This is a genomic window from Streptomyces sp. NPDC043685, assembly GCF_056436585.1.
Map to the genome: position 1 here is coordinate 76,906 of NZ_JBWKCH010000015.1, position 17,304 is coordinate 94,209.

The 17,304-nt window shown below is 71.5% G+C and carries 16 protein-coding genes and 1 pseudogene; 8 read left to right on the top strand and 9 right to left on the bottom strand.

The genetic code is table 11. The annotated features are described in order from the left end of the window. Positions 1 to 8 precede the first annotated feature (8 nt). Both AC0665_RS36235 and AC0665_RS36240 read right to left on the bottom strand, forming a co-directional pair. Positions 9 to 1,157, bottom strand: coding sequence for a hypothetical protein (locus AC0665_RS36235; RefSeq protein ID WP_478706667.1), 1,149 nt, complete (start codon positions 1,155 to 1,157; stop codon positions 9 to 11). Between the two features lie 107 nt (positions 1,158 to 1,264). Next, positions 1,265 to 1,435: a hypothetical protein gene (locus AC0665_RS36240; RefSeq protein WP_478706668.1), complete on the bottom strand. Its 171-nt coding sequence runs from the start codon at positions 1,433 to 1,435 to the stop codon at positions 1,265 to 1,267. A 575-nt stretch (positions 1,436 to 2,010) separates the two neighbouring features. Between AC0665_RS36240 and AC0665_RS36245 the strand changes: the two genes are divergently transcribed. Then, entirely contained in the window at positions 2,011 to 2,454 is a 444-nt protein-coding gene (locus AC0665_RS36245) for an ATP-binding protein (protein WP_468412695.1), read from the top strand. A 59-nt stretch (positions 2,455 to 2,513) separates the two neighbouring features. Continuing rightward, the gene (locus tag AC0665_RS36250; RefSeq protein WP_468412693.1) at positions 2,514 to 2,876 is read left to right on the top strand and encodes a hypothetical protein; all 363 of its coding nucleotides are present in this window, start codon (positions 2,514 to 2,516) and stop codon (positions 2,874 to 2,876) included. A 45-nt stretch (positions 2,877 to 2,921) separates the two neighbouring features. On the opposite strand, the gene ppk2 is transcribed toward AC0665_RS36250, so the two are convergent. Then, a complete protein-coding gene (gene ppk2 / locus AC0665_RS36255; RefSeq protein WP_468412691.1) occupies positions 2,922 to 3,878 on the bottom strand; it encodes a polyphosphate kinase 2 in 957 nt (318 codons plus the stop codon). 216 nt (positions 3,879 to 4,094) lie between these two features. Here ppk2 and AC0665_RS36260 point away from each other — a divergent pair. Continuing rightward, positions 4,095 to 4,421, top strand: a pseudogene (locus tag AC0665_RS36260) (beta-xylosidase family glycoside hydrolase); the annotation flags it as partial. Positions 4,422 to 4,450: 29 nt separating this feature from the next. On the opposite strand, the gene AC0665_RS36265 reads toward AC0665_RS36260, so the two are convergent. Next, a complete protein-coding gene (locus AC0665_RS36265; RefSeq protein ID WP_478611181.1) occupies positions 4,451 to 5,176 on the bottom strand; it encodes an SDR family NAD(P)-dependent oxidoreductase in 726 nt (241 codons plus the stop codon). A gap of 210 nt (positions 5,177 to 5,386) precedes the next feature. Here AC0665_RS36265 and AC0665_RS36270 point away from each other — a divergent pair, with 210 nt between their 5' ends. Then, entirely contained in the window at positions 5,387 to 5,743 is a 357-nt protein-coding gene (locus AC0665_RS36270) for a peptidase inhibitor family I36 protein (RefSeq protein ID WP_478611064.1), read from the top strand. A 28-nt stretch (positions 5,744 to 5,771) separates the two neighbouring features. Here the strand turns inward: AC0665_RS36270 and AC0665_RS36275 are convergent, their stop codons facing one another. From AC0665_RS36275 to AC0665_RS36290, 4 genes are all read right to left on the bottom strand, one after another. Then, positions 5,772 to 7,148: a glycoside hydrolase family 43 protein gene (locus tag AC0665_RS36275; RefSeq protein WP_478706669.1), complete on the bottom strand. Its 1,377-nt coding sequence runs from the start codon at positions 7,146 to 7,148 to the stop codon at positions 5,772 to 5,774. 662 nt (positions 7,149 to 7,810) lie between these two features. Then, the gene (locus AC0665_RS36280; RefSeq protein WP_478611058.1) at positions 7,811 to 8,209 is read right to left on the bottom strand and encodes a cupin domain-containing protein; all 399 of its coding nucleotides are present in this window, start codon (positions 8,207 to 8,209) and stop codon (positions 7,811 to 7,813) included. A gap of 230 nt (positions 8,210 to 8,439) precedes the next feature. Next, positions 8,440 to 9,384, bottom strand: coding sequence for an MIP/aquaporin family protein (locus AC0665_RS36285; protein ID WP_478611055.1), 945 nt, complete (start codon positions 9,382 to 9,384; stop codon positions 8,440 to 8,442). 117 nt (positions 9,385 to 9,501) lie between these two features. Then, positions 9,502 to 10,254, bottom strand: a complete 753-nt coding sequence (locus tag AC0665_RS36290; RefSeq protein WP_478611052.1) for a helix-turn-helix transcriptional regulator — start codon at positions 10,252 to 10,254, stop codon at positions 9,502 to 9,504. A 120-nt stretch (positions 10,255 to 10,374) separates the two neighbouring features. Between AC0665_RS36290 and AC0665_RS36295 the strand changes: the two genes are divergently transcribed. The 3 genes from AC0665_RS36295 to folE all read left to right on the top strand — a co-directional run bounded on the left by AC0665_RS36295 (position 10,375) and on the right by folE (position 12,143). Continuing rightward, a complete protein-coding gene (locus tag AC0665_RS36295; protein WP_478706670.1) occupies positions 10,375 to 10,923 on the top strand; it encodes a DUF2231 domain-containing protein in 549 nt (182 codons plus the stop codon). A 76-nt stretch (positions 10,924 to 10,999) separates the two neighbouring features. Next, entirely contained in the window at positions 11,000 to 11,482 is a 483-nt protein-coding gene (locus AC0665_RS36300) for a hypothetical protein (RefSeq protein ID WP_478706671.1), read from the top strand. 1 nt (position 11,483) lies between these two features. Next, positions 11,484 to 12,143 (top strand): GTP cyclohydrolase I FolE, encoded by a 660-nt coding sequence (gene folE, locus AC0665_RS36305; protein ID WP_478611046.1) that lies wholly within the window; start codon positions 11,484 to 11,486, stop codon positions 12,141 to 12,143. Between the two features lie 78 nt (positions 12,144 to 12,221). On the opposite strand, the gene AC0665_RS36310 is transcribed toward folE, so the two are convergent. Next, a complete protein-coding gene (locus AC0665_RS36310; protein WP_478706672.1) occupies positions 12,222 to 15,875 on the bottom strand; it encodes a LamG-like jellyroll fold domain-containing protein in 3,654 nt (1,217 codons plus the stop codon). A gap of 406 nt (positions 15,876 to 16,281) precedes the next feature. Here AC0665_RS36310 and AC0665_RS36315 point away from each other — a divergent pair, with 406 nt between their 5' ends. Next, positions 16,282 to 17,304, top strand: coding sequence for a LacI family DNA-binding transcriptional regulator (locus AC0665_RS36315; RefSeq protein ID WP_468639533.1), 1,023 nt, complete (start codon positions 16,282 to 16,284; stop codon positions 17,302 to 17,304).

Sequence of the window (17,304 nt, forward strand, 5' to 3'; positions counted from 1 at the left end):
GGAAGGCGCTAACGCTCCGACGTCACCGGCTCGACGGCGGTGCTTGTCTCGTCCCCGGCCGACGTCCCGGACCGCTTGACTTTGAAGCGTTCGAGCGTCCGTGTGAGCTGCTGGAGCGGGGACGCGGCGGGCGGGCCGGAGGGCTGCGGTACGACGGGAGCGATGTCCGCGGTCTGCTGATAGGCGGCCAGGGCCTCGTGGGCGCTCTCGGCCGCCTCCCGGTACAGGTCACGGGACTTCGTCATGGCCTCCAGCGCCTCGGCGTACATGGCGACCAGGGCGCGCTGACGGTCCAGCTCCTCGTGGACCGTCAGCAGGTGCCAGTCCTCCCGCAGCGCCGTGAGGGCCTCCTGCGCGCCGTCGGGCAGGGGCCGGGGGAGCGCGGCGAACCGCTTCACGGCGTCGACGAGATCGGCCGGCTCGGAGCCGTCGAGGAAGACCGCGCGCACGGAGAAGTCCTGGGCCTGGTACCCCTCCGGCGCCGGGACGCCGGGCAGCACCACCGCTCCGCCGCGCGGGACCTCGACACCGGAGTCCCGCAGCGCCCAGTTCAGGCCGCGCAGCTGCTGCGGGGCGGCGCGGTGCTCCACCACGCGGGGACGCAACCCCGGAGGCAGCCAGCGCGCCACCGGCGTGCGACCCCGGTCGTCGGTGGTCATCGCCTCGTGGACGACGACGTGGAGGTGCCATCCGCCGCGCACCGCGTTCCTCAGCAGGCGGCGGATCTCCCTGTCGTCCTGGGGCAGCCGATTGATCGCCCCCAGGGCCAGCCCCGAGCCGGGGTCCTGCTCCCAGGCGGTGTCCGGCTCCTCCGGCCAGAACAGGGCGGTGGGTGAGGGCCACGCGTCGTCCCAGGGCTCCTCGGCCTCGGCGACCAGCATCCACTCCTGGCCGGTCCCGTCACCGGCGTCGGGCCGCACGCTCAGCCGGGCCCGTACGGTCACGCCGGCGCCGGCCCGCCAGCGCGCCTGGAACACCCGCTCCGCCGGGGCGGTCCCGTCGGCGGGCAGCTCCATGAAGTCGTCGATGGTCTGGCTGTCCTTGCGCTGCTGGAGGGAGCGCCGGAGAACGTCTTCCGCGGAGTCCGGGGTGTGGCGGCCGCGCGCCAGCCACACCGTGGAGGGAGTCGTGGAGCGGACGGTGAGGGAGGTCTGCATGAGTCCATCTGTGAGCGGGGGAACGTGCGCCTGCCAGTATCGTCGGCGCGGGCCGACGGGTGCTACCCGGGGTCGCACCCTGCTGGGTGCGCCGGTGACCTCCATATCTATGACCGTTCACCCCGCCGGGCGGCACGGAACGCGCTCCGGTCGCGCGCAGGGCCGTCGCTCGGCGTGCCGGGGACGTCCGGGACGCCGGCCGGGCTGTCCGCATGGCGCCGCTCGCGGTCGAAGGGCCGGGCCCGGTCGCGCTCTTCTTCGGTCTCACCGTCGGTCATGCGCCTCGCCTACCCGAAGCGGGCCGTGCCATGTGACACGACGGCGGCGCGTTGGGGCGGCGGGCGGGGTGAAGCGGTACCGGACCGGGTGAGACGGCTTCCGTAGGCGCCCTGGAGTGGTTCCGGATGCGCGGGATGTGCGCCACGCGCGCGGGAGGCGCGCCCTGCGCACGGGGTGTGCGTGTCGCGCGCACATCGGTGGATCTCACGCGTGGTCCGCGTGCCGGGCGGTCCCGACAATGGTGCGCGAGCAGGGCCCGCTCACCATCCGCATCGGGGCGGGCCCTGCTCGCGTAACGGGGGCCTCCGCGACTGCGGGACCCGCTGCGCATCCCGGGCCGGACGACGGCTCCCGCTGAGCGGGTCGAGCGGCCGCCGGTACGCCCCGTTCACCCTCGCGCTCGTACGGGCCCGCCCCACGGCGACCCCGGGCGCCCCCGGCCCCGCCCGTTCCCGGCGACACTGGCGACGCTCTCATGGCTGGCCGTGCGTGTACTCATGCCTGGCCGTGCGCGTACCGGGTACACGGTTCCCGCACGAACCGTGCGTGGGCGAAGGAGAGGGGACCGGGGGTCGTGGCAGTGAAGGCGATGGGGTGGGCGCACTCGTTCCGGATGTCCGAAGGCGTGCGCGCCGGGCGGGAGTGGACGCGCAGGCGGCTCGAATCCCTGCCCTGGGCCGCTGCCGAGCCGGATACGGTGGACTCCGTCGTGCTGGCCGTCTCGGAGCTGATCACCAACGCGCACATCCATGCGCACAGTGACGCGCAGCTGGTCCTCACATGGGACGGCGACTGCCTGCATGTGAGCGTCCACGACGAGGATCCGTCCCTGCCCCGCCAGCGCGATCCCGAGCCGGGAGAGGCCTCCGGCAGGGGAGTGGCGATCGTGCGCAAGCTCGCCGACGAGTGGGGGATCTCGTGCCGGCGGCACGGCAAGACGGTGACGGCGTGCTTCCGCCCCGCCGACCCCGACCCCGAGGCCGCCGGTGACGCCGCCGACGCCGGGGACGACCGGTAGGACCGCGGGATCCGCTGATTCCCGCTCACCTGTGAGGACCGCTTCCGAGGAGAAGTGTCGTGTACCTGGCACGCGGATCGAGTGACGACCCCCATGTCTGGCTCTGGGTCCTGGGAGCTGTCGCGTTGTACGCGCTGATCAGCTACGCACTGGCGTACCGCGCCCGAGCCCGGCGTGGCTCCGCGCATCCGGCTCATGAGGCCCTGCACGACCTCAAGGACCGGGAGGACCCCCAGCCGCCCGAGAACCGGTTCTTCAGCCGTCTGGTCATGCTGGGCGGGGCCGGGCTCACCGGGCTCGTCGCCTACCTGACCAGCGGCACCGTGCGGGTCCTGACGGTGGGGCTGACCGCCGTGCTGGCGGTGGCCGTCTGGGCGTACTACGACCACCGCACGGAAACGCGCGCCGCCGCCCGACGCTGAGCACACCCGGGCCCCCTCGCGCCGCGCCGGGGGCCCGGGACCGTGTCAGGCGGTGCCGGGGTGGTTGCCGGGTCCGCCGGCGCCGGGGGACAGCGGGGTGGGGGACAGCGTGGTGTCCTCCTCGCCCGGCTCCAGCAGGGTGTCGGCCGCGCCCACGATGAGCGGGTCGGGCCTGCCGACCGCCTCACGGTCCTTGCTGGCGTAGTCGACGCGCGACAGCAGGCTGCGCATGGTCTCCAGGCGTGCGCGCCGCTTGTCGTTGCTCTTGACGACGGTCCAGGGGGCGTGGGCGGTGTCGGTGGCGCGGAACATGTCGACCTTAGCCTCGGTGTAGTCGTCCCAGAGGTCCAGCGAGGCCACGTCGGTCGGGGAGAGCTTCCACTGGCGCACCGGGTCGACCTGCCGTATCGCGAAGCGCGTGCGCTGCTCGGAGCGGGACACCGAGAACCAGAACTTCATCAGCAGGACGCCGTCCTCCACCAGCATCCGCTCGAAGGCCGGGCACTGGTCGAGGAACAGCTCGTACTGATCCTTGGAGCAGTAGCCCATCACGCGCTCCACACCGGCGCGGTTGTACCAGGAGCGGTCGAAGAAGACGATCTCCCCGGCCGTCGGCAGATGAGCGATGTACCGCTGGAAGTACCACTGGCCCATCTCGCGCTCGGTGGGCTTGTCCAGGGCCACGACGCGTGCGCCACGCGGGTTGAGCCGCTCCGTGAGCCGCTGGATCGTGCCGCCCTTGCCCGCCGCGTCACGCCCCTCGCACACCACGACCAGGCGTGCGCCGGTGTCCTTGACCCACCGCTGGAGCTTCAGCAGTTCTATCTGGAGGATGCGCTTGGCCCGCTCGTACTCCTTGCGGCTCACCTTGCGGTCGTACGGGTAGTTCTCCCGCCACGTCCGGATGGGCCGTCCCTCCCCGTCGAGCACGATCGGCTGCTCTCTGCGGCTGTCGTCGACGGTCAGTCCGTCCAGCAGCTTGTCGGCGTCTTCGGCGTTCATCACGAGGCTCCCCGCTCGGCTCGTACGGTTCGGTCGGAAGGTCACGCGGCCGCGGGAGGGCGGGTGCGCGCACCGTCGCGGCACACCGCAGTCGGTGCCGACGACGACGGTGGGCATGATCGGCTCCCCGGGCTGCTGGACGAACACTCGGGTGCCCCGCCCGGCCCCTCCCATGTGGGCAAACGGCCGGGTGTGCGAATTCCGGGGCGGCCGGCCGATCCGTCCGCAGGACGTGGCGGACCGGCCGTGCGTCTCGACGAACAACACCACTAGGAGATCGAGGCGACACCGGACGAGGTGCGGGTCCTCACCCGCGTCGGCCCGTTCCGCACGGAGGTGGCGTCCCGTCCGACGGACGGCGGCCCGGTGGTGCTGAGGGTGGAGACGGCCGCCACCCGGAAGGTCACCGAACTCACCTCGCTGGACCGCCGGTACCTGTCGACCGAGGTCGCCGGCGGCTTCACCGGCCGTGTCATCGGCATGTACGCCGAGGCGGGCACCGTCCACTTCGACGGGTTCGACCACGAGCCGCTCGACGCCTGAACCGGCCCTGAGAGGGGGGAGCCTTCCCTTCAGAGCGCGGTGCCGGTCTCCTCGGCCAGTGCCCGCAGGAGACGGTCCTGGAACGCCTCGTCGTGGACGGCGCGATGCGGCTGCAACCGCCGGCCGTGGTACCAGTACCCGCCGGTGGTCAGGGCCTCGGGGTCCTCGCTCGACGCCAGCCACTGCTGCGTCTGATGACCGAGTTCCAGGCTGTCCGGCGCGCTCGGCCCGCCCATCCTCGTCGGCACCCACCCGGGGTCCACGGCGTTGCTCAGCACCCCGGGGCGCAGCCGGGCCACGACCGCGGCGAGCGTCGTGACGAAGAGCTTGCTGTCGGCGTACGACCCCGCGCTCCCGCCCCGCCAGTCGACCCCCTCCAGCGACGGACGGCCACTGAGATGCGCGTTGCTGCTGAGGTACACCAGCCGGCGCGGCCCGCGCAGCAAAGCGGTCAGCAGATACGGCGCGACGATGTTGACCGGCATGACGGCCGGTCCGCTCCACACCCCGGCGTTGTGGATCACCGCGTCGAGCGGCCGCGACGCGTTCAGCTCGTCGGCGACCTCGCGCACGGCGTCACGGTCGGTGAAGTCACCGACCACCACCTGTGCCCCGCGGCCGGACAGCTCGCTCAGATCCGCCGCACGTTCGTCGTTCCGGGCGTGCACCACCACATCGTGACCCGCGGCCAGCAACGCCTCCGCCGCGGCCCGCCCCAGCCCGTCCGCGGAACCGGTCACCAGGATCCGGCTCACCGCTCCTCCCATGAAACTGCCTCCTTCTCGCACCGAGTCGATGCCGTGGCGGTACCCATCGTTGCGCACTCTACGAAAGCCCCGGCCGGGGCTTTTCGTCCCTGACATCTGTCAGGGACCGCAACCCCGGCCGGGGCGCGATGCTTGGCCACCCGGAGGTCGACCGAGAGGGAGGGCACTGTGAAGGCACGGTTGCGCGAGAAGGCTGGTGTGGGCGTAGCGGCCTTGCTGATGGCGGCGGCCGCCGGTGTGGTCGCGGCGCCACCGGCGGCCGCCGCGCCGGAGGACTGCCCCCGGGAGTACGTCTGCGTGTGGAACAACAGCGTGGCCTACGGCCCGCCGACGTGGAAGTCCACGGGGAACCTGTACAACCTGTACTCCGAGCACGGGATGTACATCCTCAACAACGGGGTGCGCTTCCCGGGCGCGGACCACATCCACTTCAACCTCACCGCCCAGGCCGGCGGAAACTTCCGGGGGTGCCTGCACTACCCGAACGACCCCAACGTGGACATCTTCCTGGGCCCGGTCACCCTGCACAGCGCGGTGTGGGGCGGCGAATGCTGAGCGGTGTCCGGCGGCTCCGCCTCCGGGCTCAGTAGCCGACGCGGAAGGTGGCGTCCTGCCGGTCGGTCGTCGTGGAGACCGGGTCGATCCGCAGGGCGTTGTCGGAGTGCCGGATGTAGCGGGTCGGGTTGTTGTACGAGCGGAACGAGGTCCAGCTCGCGTCGGCCAGGCCCGCCGTGCGGTGGAACGTCGCGTCCGCGGCGAACGTCGACGTGCCGTCGTTGGTGTCGAGGCGGAGCGCGTAGTTGTAGTGCCGCAGGTAGCGGGTCGGGTAGTTGACGGACCGGAAGGAGACCGCGGAGCTGTCGGCGAGTCCCGGAACCAGAGTCCACAGGGAGTCCTTGTACGGCTCGATCGGGTACTCGTCGATCCGGCCCAGATAGTCCGCGTGGCGGACGTAACGCGACGGGTAGTTGTAGGACTTGAGCCGGTTCCAGGCCGGAGCTCCCCACTTCGCGAGCAGGTTGCCGTACTCCGCCGAGGTGATCGTAGTGATGCCGCAGTGCTTGGAGTTGACCGGCTGCGTGTAGCTCTTCTGGTCCAGGGCGGTCCAGGTGCCGGAGGCGAGATCGCCGGACTGCCAGGCGTAGAAGACGCCGTTGGGCGTGTAGGTGTCGCCCCACAGCCACCAGGTGCCGGACGTCAGGGACTTCACCAGGGTCGGTGCCTCGGTGCCGCCGTGCGCCACGCCGGTGCTGAACTCGGTGAAGCTGCCCGGGTCCAGGGAGGTGGATCTGGCGCCCACCAGGGTCTGGTTCTTCTTGAAGTACAGGTAGTTGTAGCCGTTCACACCCACGGCCATGTCGCCGTCGATGACGTCGTAGCCGGGGTCGAAGAAGACCTGCGGGGCGGAGGCGGTCACGAAGTCGGTCGTGTAGTTGACCATGATCACGTTGTGGCCGCTGGAGTTGACCGAGGAGTAGATCACCGCGTACTGCCGCCGGCCCGCGTCCCAGAACGCCTCCGGCGCCCAGCTGTGGGTGGCCATGTCGTGCAGTTTCAGGCGCCGGTAGCCGGTGAAGGTGCGCAGGTCGGCCGAGTCCCAGACGTGGATGTACTGGCTGTTGTAGTTCCAGTCGGTGCCCTTGAGGTCGGTGGCGAGCACGACGAAGGTGCCGTCCTGCTTGCGCATCAGGAACGGGTCGCGCAGTCCGAGCGCTCCCGCGGTCGGAGTGGCCACGGGGTTGTTCTGGTTGAGCGGCGTCCAGTTGAGCCCGTCGGGGCTGACGGCGAGGTGCAGTCCGTAGTCCGTGCCGTCGCCCAGTTTGGTCGACTCGGTGAAGTAGACCATCGCGTACGCGGAGTCGGCGGCGTGCGCGGTGCCGCCGCCGAGGGCCAGGGCGAGCGGCACGGCCGCGGTCATGCCGAGGAGACCGCGGCGGGAGAGGTGGGGGTTCGGGCTCATGTGCTTCTCCAGGGGGGTGCGGGGGGACGCCGAACCTCCGCCGGTTCAGGCGGAGTTCGCGACCGGTCAGGGGAGCGCGGGGGCGGGGCGACCCGCGCGCCGGAACCTCGGCGGTGACGGACGGCACCGTTTCCGTGCCGGGGCCGGGCGAGGAGTACGCCGTCACACATGATCGGTATATCGAACATCGTTCGTGTTGCCGGATGGGACCGTAGGGGGCCCGTGGTGTCACCGTCAATACTCGTGCCGCCCTCACCCTCAAGACCCCCGCGCCGGGCGGGTGTTCATGGCCGCTGCCGCCTGCCGGGGGCTGACGGCCGAGGAGGGCAACCGTGATGCCGTGACTGCCGCTCCCGGCTCACGCGCTCCCATGCCGGTGGACCATCCGCAGGGCAGCGGTCGTCCCAACCGGCTTGATTCAGCGGTGCGTTGAGCAAGTTGCCGGCCGGGGCCGCCTCACCTCAGCGGTGCGACGTGTGTGTACCGGCCCTGCCCGCCGTGGCCGACCCGGAGCACCTGTGATCCCTCATCACCGCCGGCGCACCCGGCGCTCGGAGGACGAGTCGGTCCGCCTCGACGCCGTTCACCTAGCACGGGACGCGTGCAGCCCCGGGAGCTGTGGCTGTTCATCCGGCCCCGCCGTCACGCGTCGGGCCCCGCCGTCACGCGTCGGGCCGGGTCCGGATCTGCATACCCGGGCGGCGGCGGTGCACCGTCACGTACGACAGGCCGCTCTCGCCCGCGGTCAGTCCGCGCACGCCGCCGTGCGGCAGCCAGACCAGGCTGCCGGGCTCCAGGGGGCTCGGCCCGGCCGCGGAGCCGAGCGTGCCGTCGCCGGAGACGACGAGCAGCAGGACGTCGAGGTCGGGTTCCGCGTGCGCGTCGACCGACCCGTGGGGCGGGATGCGGATCAGGTTGGCGTCCAGTTGCCGCCCGGGTTCGGTCAGGCGCCACAGGGCGCCGGTCGACGCCGGTTCGGCGGCGGTGAGCGACGCGGTGTTGCACAGGACCCGCGGAACGGGAGCGTCGGCCGGGCCGAGGGGCGCCTCAGGGTCGGTCATGGAGCGTGCCACCTCCGTTGCGGGCCTGCCCCGGCGCGGTTCACCTGGCCGGCAGGCGAGCCGCACCGCTCAGGGGCGGATGCACGCAGGAATCTAGCATCGGCCCCGGGCGCGATGATCATGCCCCGTGCGCCGGGCCCGGCCGTCCCCGGCCGCGGCGCGTACGTCCTGTCCGTGCCGTGGCCGGGGCGAGCCGGGCCCGCGCTCGCAGGCCCGTTGCCTGCGGGTCGTCACTCCTCGTCGGACGTGGTGGGGCGGGTCCGCCCCACCTCCGGTACCTCGCCCTGCTGCGCGCGGGCGTGGAGCACGTCGCCGATGAACAGGTCGTACACCAGGACGCCGATCACGCCGCCGATGAGCGGCCCGACGATCGGGATCCACCAGTAGTCGCTGAACGCCCCGGCCAGACTGCCCGGAAACGCCAGTTCCTCCCATCCCGCCATCCAGGTGAACAGCCGGGGGCCGAAGTCACGGGCCGGGTTGATGGCGTACCCCGCGTTCGCGCCGAAGGACATGCCGATGGCGGCCACTACGAAACCGATGATCAACGGGCCCAGATTCGCCTTCACGGCCGTGTTGCGCAGGTCGATGAGGGCGACCACCAGCATGACCAGGAAGGCGGTGCCGACGATCTGGTCGATCAGCGGGCCCCAGATCCCGCCGTTGAAGTACGGCGCGGGGAACGTGGCGAAGATCGAGAACGACGCGAGGGTCTTCCCGTTCGTCTTGGGCCCCTTCATGGCGTCGTCGAAGGCGTTGATGGCGTCGTGGTACACGGCGTAGACGAGAGCGGCCCCCGCCAGGGCGCCGAGCACCTGGGACGCCCAGTACGGCACGACCTTGACCCAGGGGAACCTGCGGCGGACGGCGAAGGCGAGCGTCACCGCCGGGTTGAGGTGCGCGCCGCTGACGCCGCCGGCCACGTAGATGCCGAGGATCACGGCCATGGCCCAGCCCCAGGTGATCAGGAGCCAGTCACCGGCGCCGAGGAAGAAGACGGTGGGTCCCTCGGTGCGCCCCGAGCCGGGCAGGGCCGCCACGGTCATGGCCACCACGCCGCATCCGAAGGAGATGAGGACGAACGTCCCGAGGAACTCGGCCAGGCACTCGCCCGCCAGGCCTGCACGGCGTCTGAGCCTGGAGGGTTTCACCAGAGGCTTGATCTCCACTGCCATGTGATTACTCCCTGGGTTCGCCGCGGTCCGGGCTGACGCGCGGTCATCACGTCGTAACCCGGGGCGACGGGCGCGGCAACCGCAGGAGACCCCCACATGGCTCGGTGGCGCAGTGGCTCAGTCGCTCCGGGACGCCCCGTCGGCGGGGTCGCTCTCGCCGGAGCCGAGCCGGACGCAGCACTCCCCGGGTTCGGGGGCCAGGACCGCGCGGACGCCGTTGACCTCCAGGCCGTCGAGGTAGCCGCTGAGGAAGGCGTGGTTCATGCCGCACACCAGGTCGGGGGCCTTCGCGGCCAGCGGGTGGAAGGGGCAGTTGCGCAGCCGGAGCCGGGTCGGGGTCTCCCGGACGGGCTCGTAGCCGTACCGGTCCAGCAGGCGTTCGCAGGCGGTCAGGCCGCGCTCGGCGCCGAGCCGGCCCGGACGGGTCTCGGTGCGTGCCGCCTCGCCCACCTGCCGGCCGCGCTCCCGCGCGGCGCGCATCGCCGCCTGGCAGGCGTTCTCGTCGGCCCGCTCGGTCAGGACGGCGTCCAGGAGCAGGTCCGCCAGCAGTTCGTGGCGCCGGTCGGGGATGTTCACGGTGATCTGGGCGTCGGTGGGCTCGTACACCTTCGGCTGCCTGCCCACCTTGCGGGTTCCGCCCGGCGCCTCGTAGCGGGCGCGCAGCAGCCCGGCGTCGACCAGCTTGTCGAGGTGGAAGGCGGCGAGCTTGCGGGAGATGCCGACGCTGGCGGCCGCCTCGTCACGGGTGACGGCACGCCGGGCGCGCCGGATGAAGGCGAACATGCGTCGGCGTGAGTCCTCGCTCAGGACGCTGACGGAGTCGATGGCGCTGTCGGCCTGGTCGGCCTGCGCGGACGTGTCGGAAGCCACGGGACCACGGTAACTCCCACAGGCATGGGAACAGCGGTTCTCTCGCCGCTCTGTGCTGCACGACTTGACGGCGGCGCGGAATAACACCAAGACTTGTTGGTGAAAACCCTGGAGGTCGCCATGGTCGCAGAGTCACAGCTTCAGGCGAAACGCCCGGTCAGCGCCTCGCTCGCCGGGCCGTACGGCCATCCGTTCCACCCGATCCTGGTGACCGTGCCGATCGGCGCCTGGGTCACCAGCCTGGTGTTCGACATCGCGTCCCACGTCGTCAGCCGCCCGGGCTTCCTGACCCAGGCCTCCGAGTGGCTGATCGCGATCGGGGTGATCGGTGCCCTGCTGGCGGCCATGGTCGGGTTCCTCGACCTGTTCGCCCTTCCCGGCGCCACCCCCGCCTTTCGCACCGCCTTGGTGCACATGACGCTGAACCTGCTGGTCACAGCCGCCTACGTCGTGAACTTCCTGTGGCGTCACGGCGATCACGCCGACGGCGGAAGCGTCGGCACCGGCCCGCTCGTCCTGTCCGCCGTCAGCGTGGCGGTCCTGGGCGTCTCGGGATTCCTGGGCGGCAAGCTCGCCTATCGCTACGGCGTGCGTGTCACCGACGAGAACACCCAGGCCGAGGGATACACCACCGACCGCGGCCCGGGCCGGTCCCGCTCCTCCGTATGACCGGCCCGGCCGGGCCCACCCGGCGACCGGTGCCTTCCGGCCGCCCCCGACATCGTCCTCACCCTCGGAGCTCTTCATGGACATCGCCGCACTGACCGCCTGGGTGGTCACCGCCCTCGGCGGGTTCCTCATGCTCGGCACCTGGATCCGGCGCGGCGGGATCCACCGCCGGGGAACGGGCGCGACCCACCTGCCCGTGCCCGTCGTCTTCGCCCACTTCGCCCTGGCCGCGCTGGGGCTGGTGGTGTGGATCGTCTACGTCGTCACCGACACACGCGCCCTGGCCTGGACGGCGTTCGGCCTGCTGCTGCCGGTGGCCCTGCTGGGCTTCGTAATGCTGGCCCGCTGGATCCCCGTTCGCCGCGCCCACCCGGCGGTCTCCGCCGCCCCCGCGGAGTCCGGGACCGTCCCCGCGGAGTCCGGGACCGCCCCCGCGGAGTCCGGGACCGTCCCCGCCGAACGGCACTTCCCGCTCCCGGTGGTCATCGCCCACGGCCTCTTCGCCGTGGTCACCCTCGTCCTCGTTCTGCTCACCGCGCTGGGCATCGGAGGCAGCTGACATGACCGACTACCCGGTGCAGACCTCCCCGCGCAGCGACCTGCTCGACGACGCGCCGGGGGCACCCGCACGGCCGGCCCTGCGGGTGGTCCACGAATCCGACGGGGTCGACCTGGCCGCCGCGGAGGTCGCGGCAGGCCGGTTCCTCGAGGCCCTCGGCATCTCCACGGCCTCGGAGAGCCTGCGCGGCACCCCCGGCCGGATGGCCCGCGCCTACGCCGAACTCTTCAGCCCGCGCCCCTTCGACCTGACCACGTTCCCCAACGACGAGGGGTACGACGAACTCGTCCTCGCCCGGCGCATCCCGGTCCGCACCGTCTGCGAGCACCATCTGCTCCCGGTGGTCGGCGTCGCGCACGTCGGCTACCTGCCCGGCGCGCGCATCCTGGGCCTGTCCAAACTGGCGCGGGTCGTCGAACACTTCGCCTGCCGCCCCCAGGTCCAGGAACGGCTGACCAAGCAGGTCGCCGACTGGTTGCAGACCCAGCTGGAACCCAAGGGCGTCGGCGTGGTCATCGAGGCCGAGCACTCCTGCATGACGCTGCGCGGCGTCCAGGCCACCGGCTCGGACACCCTGACCTCGACCCTGCTCGGCCTGCTGCGCTCCGACGCGCGCTCGCGCGCCGAGTTTTTGTCGCTGACGGGTGTGGCCCGACCCTAGGTGTGCTGTCCGGAGAGGCCGGTGACGCGGGCGCCCGGGGCCGTCTGGAAACGGCCCCGGGCGCCGGGCGTCAGCGGGTCACCGCACCTCGCGCGCGTAGGGCGCGACGCTGATCCGGTCGATCAGGGGCGCGTACCGGGAGCGGAGCAGTACGCCCGGGAAGGTGTCCGAGGCGTAGGTGGTGCCGTCGAAGTTCGGCAGTTCCTCGGAGCGGAAGCCGATCGTGTTCTCGCCCTTCTTCAGCTGGACCGGGACGGTCAGCTCCCAGAAGTTGTTCTGGTGGAAGCTGTGCGGGAAGCCGACGCGATGGGCCGGGCCGCCGTTGACGCTGAGGTCGGCGTGGCGGGCTAGCGGGTCGGGGTTGTAGTGGGTGGCCTCGGACTGCTCCGGGTTGGAGTAGCGGATGCGCAGCGCGTACAGGCCGGCCCGGTCCGCTGAGACGGTGAACGTCGCCGTGTTGCCGTTGCCGGGAGCTCCGCCGATGCCCGTGATCGCAGTGCCGTCGGTGGCCAGGGAGAGCGGGGCGAGCGTGGCCGAACCGGCGAGCCGGGCCTCGCCCGCCTCGTAGGTGCGCACCGGCAGTGTGCCCTCGGTCGGCGTGACCGTGAGGCGGTCGACGAGGGTCGCGGCCGAAGTACCGGTCAGGGTCACCTTGTTGACGCCGCCGGAGAGGGAGACCGCCGCACTGCTCCGGTCCTTGGCCAGGCGCAGGACGTCATGGCCGTTGACGGAGAGCCGGGCGCCCGTTCCGCCGAGGGTGTCGACCCGGAGGGTGGCCTCGCGGTCGGCCGGCGAGTAGACCCAGAAGGTCGCGCTCTGGCCCTTGGCGAGGCGCATCGCGCCCGAGCCGGTGGCCGCCGGCCTCGGGAGGTCGTAGACCGGGCGCGCTCCGCCGGACGGCCAGGCCAGTTCACCTTCGTACACCCGCGTGTCCGCCGAGGCGTGCGGGAGGGAGAGGGTGAGGCGGTCGACGATGGCGTCGCCCTTGGTGGCGCGCTTGCCGTCGGCGCTCTTGGCGGCGAGCGTCAAGGTGTGCTTGCCCTTGGTCAGTTCGACCGTGGTGTCGGTGTGGTCCCAGACGACCCACTTGTAGCCGAGCGGCAGGTGCAGTTCCCGCTCACTGCCCGCCTTGCCGTCCACGCGCAGGAAGACGTTGGTGGGGCCCTGCTCCTTGACCTTGTCGAACGTGTTGAGGGAGTTGGCGAAGACGCTCAGGTCGTAGGTGCCGTCCTCGGGCACGTCCACGGTGAAGTCGAGCGCGACGTCCGACCCGGTGCGCAGGCCGCCCACGTCGTAGCCGCCGGAGGTGTAGAACTTCGACACGTCACGCGGTGACCCCTCCGGGCCGTTCTTCGACCAGCCGGAGCCGGTGTGCGCGGCGTCCTCCGCCTCGTACGACGACTGCCAGCGCACGGGCGGCGCCTGCGTACCCTTGGCCTTACCGGCCGGGCTGAGCACGATCTCGTAGGCCGAGGACTCCTTCAGCTTCGGCAGGGTGCCGTCGCCGAAGTCGAGGGCGACCGTGCCGTCGTCACCGATCTTCAGATTCGACTCGGCGAGGAGCTTGGGACCGGACGAGTCACCGACCTGCCCGCTCCACTCGATCTCCCGCACCCAGGCGTGCACGCGCTTGCCGAAGACCTTCTTCGGGACACCCGCGAAGGTGATGTGACCCTTTCCGGTGGACCCGCCGAAGATCAGCCGGGACTGCTTCTTCTTCTCGTCGAGGGTGGCGACGCCCTGCATGGTGTAGTTCTCCCCCGGGAACGGCGGGGTCACCTTCACCGTGTGGCCGCTCATCGAGGCGTACGAGTTCAGCAGCCACCACTGCCCGTTGCCGCGGTTCGACTGCACCGCGGAGTCCGACAGGTTGCCATCGATGTTCCAGTACGCGATGTCGGCGTCGACCTTGGACTCCTCGATCGCGGACACCCACTGGATCATCTGGCCCGGCACCGAGGTGTGGTAGTTGAACGCGTACTCGTTGATGTTGATCGGGAGTTGTGTGCCTTCCCGGTCGGTGCCCTTGAACAGGTCCTTCTCCCACGCCCGGTACTTGGCGACGCTCTGGCGGACCGCCTCCGGGTGGCTCAGCTCGTGCCAGGTCACGACGTCCGGCAGCGTTCCGGCGGCCAGGGTGTGGGTGAGGAAGCCCTTCACCTGGTCGTACAGAACGCTGGTGTTGGGCCCGGCGATGCGGGCAGCGGGCATCTTGCCCTTGATCAGCTTGTACGCGTCGTCCCAGGCGGCGAAGAAGGCGTCGGGGTCGTTCAGCCAGCTGACCTTGTCGTAGCTCCACTCGCCGGTGCCGAACATGTTGCCCTCGGGCTCGTTGAACGGCACGAAGACGATGTTGTCCTGGTACTGCTCCGGCAGCTTCAGGACCTGGCCGACCTGCTCGGCGATCTTCTCCTTGTAGAGCTTCAGCTTCTCCGCGGGGGTGTCGCCCGGCCACTGGTAGGGGAAGCCCCGGTGGATGTCGGTCATGTAGATGTACACGTCACCGTCGGTGGAGTCGGCCAGCGGCTTCACCACCTCCAGGGCGTCGGCACCGGGGTGTTGCGGACCGTCCTGCGCCTTGGTGGAGACCGTGCGCAGGCCCATGCCCTCGATGAGATTGTTGGTCGGGACGTCCGGCCCGTACACGCCGTACAGGGTGCCGGAGGCGCCGCCGTGGAACGCGCCGGTGTTCGAACCGAGGTCGACGGTGAGCTGCCCCTCGCGGACCACGGTGACGGTGGCCTTCACCGCGCGCCCGGCCGCGGTTCCGGCGACCGTGAAGGTGCCCGGTGCGGCGTACTTGTCGGAGGGCACGGCGTCCCAGGCGACAGGGGTGTCGCGGTCGTAGCCGTCGGAGGAGGAGGCACGGACGGCGGCGGGCAGGGACGGGGCGGTTCCGGTGGTGGTGCGGACGTCGAAGGACGTCCGCGAGAGCTCCTGGACGGTCGGCACGGCACCGACCGTCCCGGCCACCTGCTCGGGGCTCAGCGCCGCGTGCCACACGGTGAAGTCGTCGATGGCCCCCTTGAGCAGTGGGTCCGGGTAGAGGGACTTGCCTATGTACCCGGCGGCGGTGGCCGAACCGTCCAGCAGATCCCCCGCCTTGATGCCGGTCGCCGCGGAGGACACCGCCACGCCGTCGAGGTAGGTGGTCAGCCGGCCCGCGGCGGTGTCGAGGGTGACGGTGATCGTCCGCCACTCGTTCGCGGGCAGACTCGCGTAGCCGCGGACCTGGGCTTCCGCGCCCCCGCCACCGGTGGTCACGGACGTCTGGAACAGCCCGCTGCCGTTGTACGGCGTGGCGAAGAGGTACTTGGTGGTGTCCGTGCCCAGATCGAAGAGCCGCTGCCAGGGCGAGGTGTCGCCGCTCCACTTCACGCGGGCGGACACGGTCAGGTCGGTCGTCCCGGCGAGCACCTGGCGGGGTAGGCGGACGTACGCGCCGCCGGAGGCCGGCGCACCGCCGGGCAGGGACAGCGCCCTGCCTCCGGCCGTGCCGTCGACCGAGCCGGCGGTGGAGCCGTTCACCAGGGTCGCCGTCAGGCCGTTGCCCGAGCTGTCCGTGATCTTCCCGGAGGCGAGGTCGTCCTGGTCGAAGGAGTAGCGGGCGGCGGGCCGGGGCGCGTCGGCGGCCTGCGCGGGGGTGGCCGGTGCGGCCAGCAGGCCCGCTCCGAGGGTCAGCGCCACGGCGGCCGGGGCCCGGCGCCGCGTGAATCTGTCAGCGGATGGCATGGATGGCGTCCTCAGTCGTCGTGTCGTCGTGTCGTCGTGTCGTCGTGGCGGCATGTCGTCGTGTCGTGGCTGCGTCGCTTCGCCGAGCAGCGGTTTTGGCCGGCGTGCCCGTCGAACGGTTCGATCCATGGCGCGCGGCAGGGGCGGGGAACACCTGGGGTGCGGCGGGTACGGCGGCCTCGCGGCTGGGGCGTGGGGGTTTCCGCTCCACCGCTGCCTGAACGGCTCGCTGTGTCGAACCGGTTCGCGAAGCTAGCACCGGGACTCACGGCCAGCAATCCCTGTGACATGAGGATCTCGTCGGGACGTTCGATCCAACAGGGAGGTGTGTTCGGGGTGTTGACAGGAGTCCGGGCAGTTCCTACCTTCCTGCAAAGCGAACCGGTTCGACGAGCTAGGAGTTGCCGTGAACATCGGTGAGATCGCCAAGCGTGCCGGTGTCTCGCGGAGCACCGTGTCCTACGCGCTGAGCGGCAAGCGCCCGGTCTCGGAGGACACCCGCCGGAAGATCCAGCAGGTCGTCGACGAACTGGGCTACCGGCCCAGCGCCAGCGCCCGTGCCCTGGCCAACGGGCGGACCAGTACGATCGGTCTCGTCTTCCCGCCGGCCGGAAACCACTACACCGGCATGCAGTTGGACTTCATCGGCAGTGTCGTGGAGGCCGCCGCGGCCCATGACTACGACGTGCTGCTGTCCCCGAGCGGCGTGGACAGCGACCGCTCGTTCCAGCGGCTGTTGGGGGAGCGGCGGGTCGACGGCGCCATCCTGATGGAGATCAGGCTGGAGGACGACCGGGCCGAGCACCTGGACTCGCTGGATTTCCCGGCCGTCGCCATCGGCCGCACCGCCCACCCGGAGCACGGCTGGTGGGTGGGGCTCGACCACACGGCGCTGGCGGCGGCGTGCGTCCACCACCTCGCGGACCTGGGCCACCGCAGGATCGCCTTCGTCAACCGGCCGGAGCAGCTGCTGAAGGCCGGTTACGAGTCGGCGCACCGCGGTCTGGAGGGCTTCACCAAGGCCGCGGCCGAGCGCGGGCTGACCGTCCGCACGTACTGCTGCGGGGACGACGCCGCCTCGGGCCAGGCCTGCGTGGAGCGGATCCTGCGCGACGAGCCGGAGACGACCGCCCTGGTCACGCTGAACGAGGCCGCACTGGGCGGCCTGTACCGGGGCCTGGCTGGGGCCGGCCGCCATGTGCCGCGCGACTTCTCCGTCACCGGAGTGGTGGCGAGCCGGTGGGCGCAGACGGTGACCCCGCAGCTCACCGCGGCGGACGTACCGGCGGAGGAGATGGGACGGCGCGCCGTCGAACTGCTGGTGGAGCGGCTCGACCAGCCCGGTGCGCCCGCCCGCCACCACCTGCTGACACCCCCCATCTCGCTGCGGGCCAGCACCGGGCCAGCCTCCGGCTCTGCACGGCCCTGA

Excerpts from the sequence above, each read along its gene's own strand:
- AC0665_RS36235 (WP_478706667.1), bottom strand. The coding sequence starts at position 1,157 with ATGCAGACCTCCCTCACCGTCCGCTCCACGACTCCCTCCACGGTGTGG.
- AC0665_RS36240 (WP_478706668.1), bottom strand. The coding sequence starts at position 1,435 with ATGACCGACGGTGAGACCGAAGAAGAGCGCGACCGGGCCCGGCCCTTC.
- ppk2 (WP_468412691.1), bottom strand. The coding sequence starts at position 3,878 with ATGAACGCCGAAGACGCCGACAAGCTGCTGGACGGACTGACCGTCGAC.
- AC0665_RS36275 (WP_478706669.1), bottom strand. The coding sequence starts at position 7,148 with ATGAGCCCGAACCCCCACCTCTCCCGCCGCGGTCTCCTCGGCATGACC.
- AC0665_RS36280 (WP_478611058.1), bottom strand. The coding sequence starts at position 8,209 with ATGACCGACCCTGAGGCGCCCCTCGGCCCGGCCGACGCTCCCGTTCCG.
- AC0665_RS36285 (WP_478611055.1), bottom strand. The coding sequence starts at position 9,384 with ATGGCAGTGGAGATCAAGCCTCTGGTGAAACCCTCCAGGCTCAGACGC.
- AC0665_RS36295 (WP_478706670.1), top strand. The coding sequence starts at position 10,375 with ATGGTCGCAGAGTCACAGCTTCAGGCGAAACGCCCGGTCAGCGCCTCG.
- AC0665_RS36300 (WP_478706671.1), top strand. The coding sequence starts at position 11,000 with ATGGACATCGCCGCACTGACCGCCTGGGTGGTCACCGCCCTCGGCGGG.
- folE (WP_478611046.1), top strand. The coding sequence starts at position 11,484 with ATGACCGACTACCCGGTGCAGACCTCCCCGCGCAGCGACCTGCTCGAC.
- AC0665_RS36310 (WP_478706672.1), bottom strand. The coding sequence starts at position 15,875 with ATGCCATCCGCTGACAGATTCACGCGGCGCCGGGCCCCGGCCGCCGTG.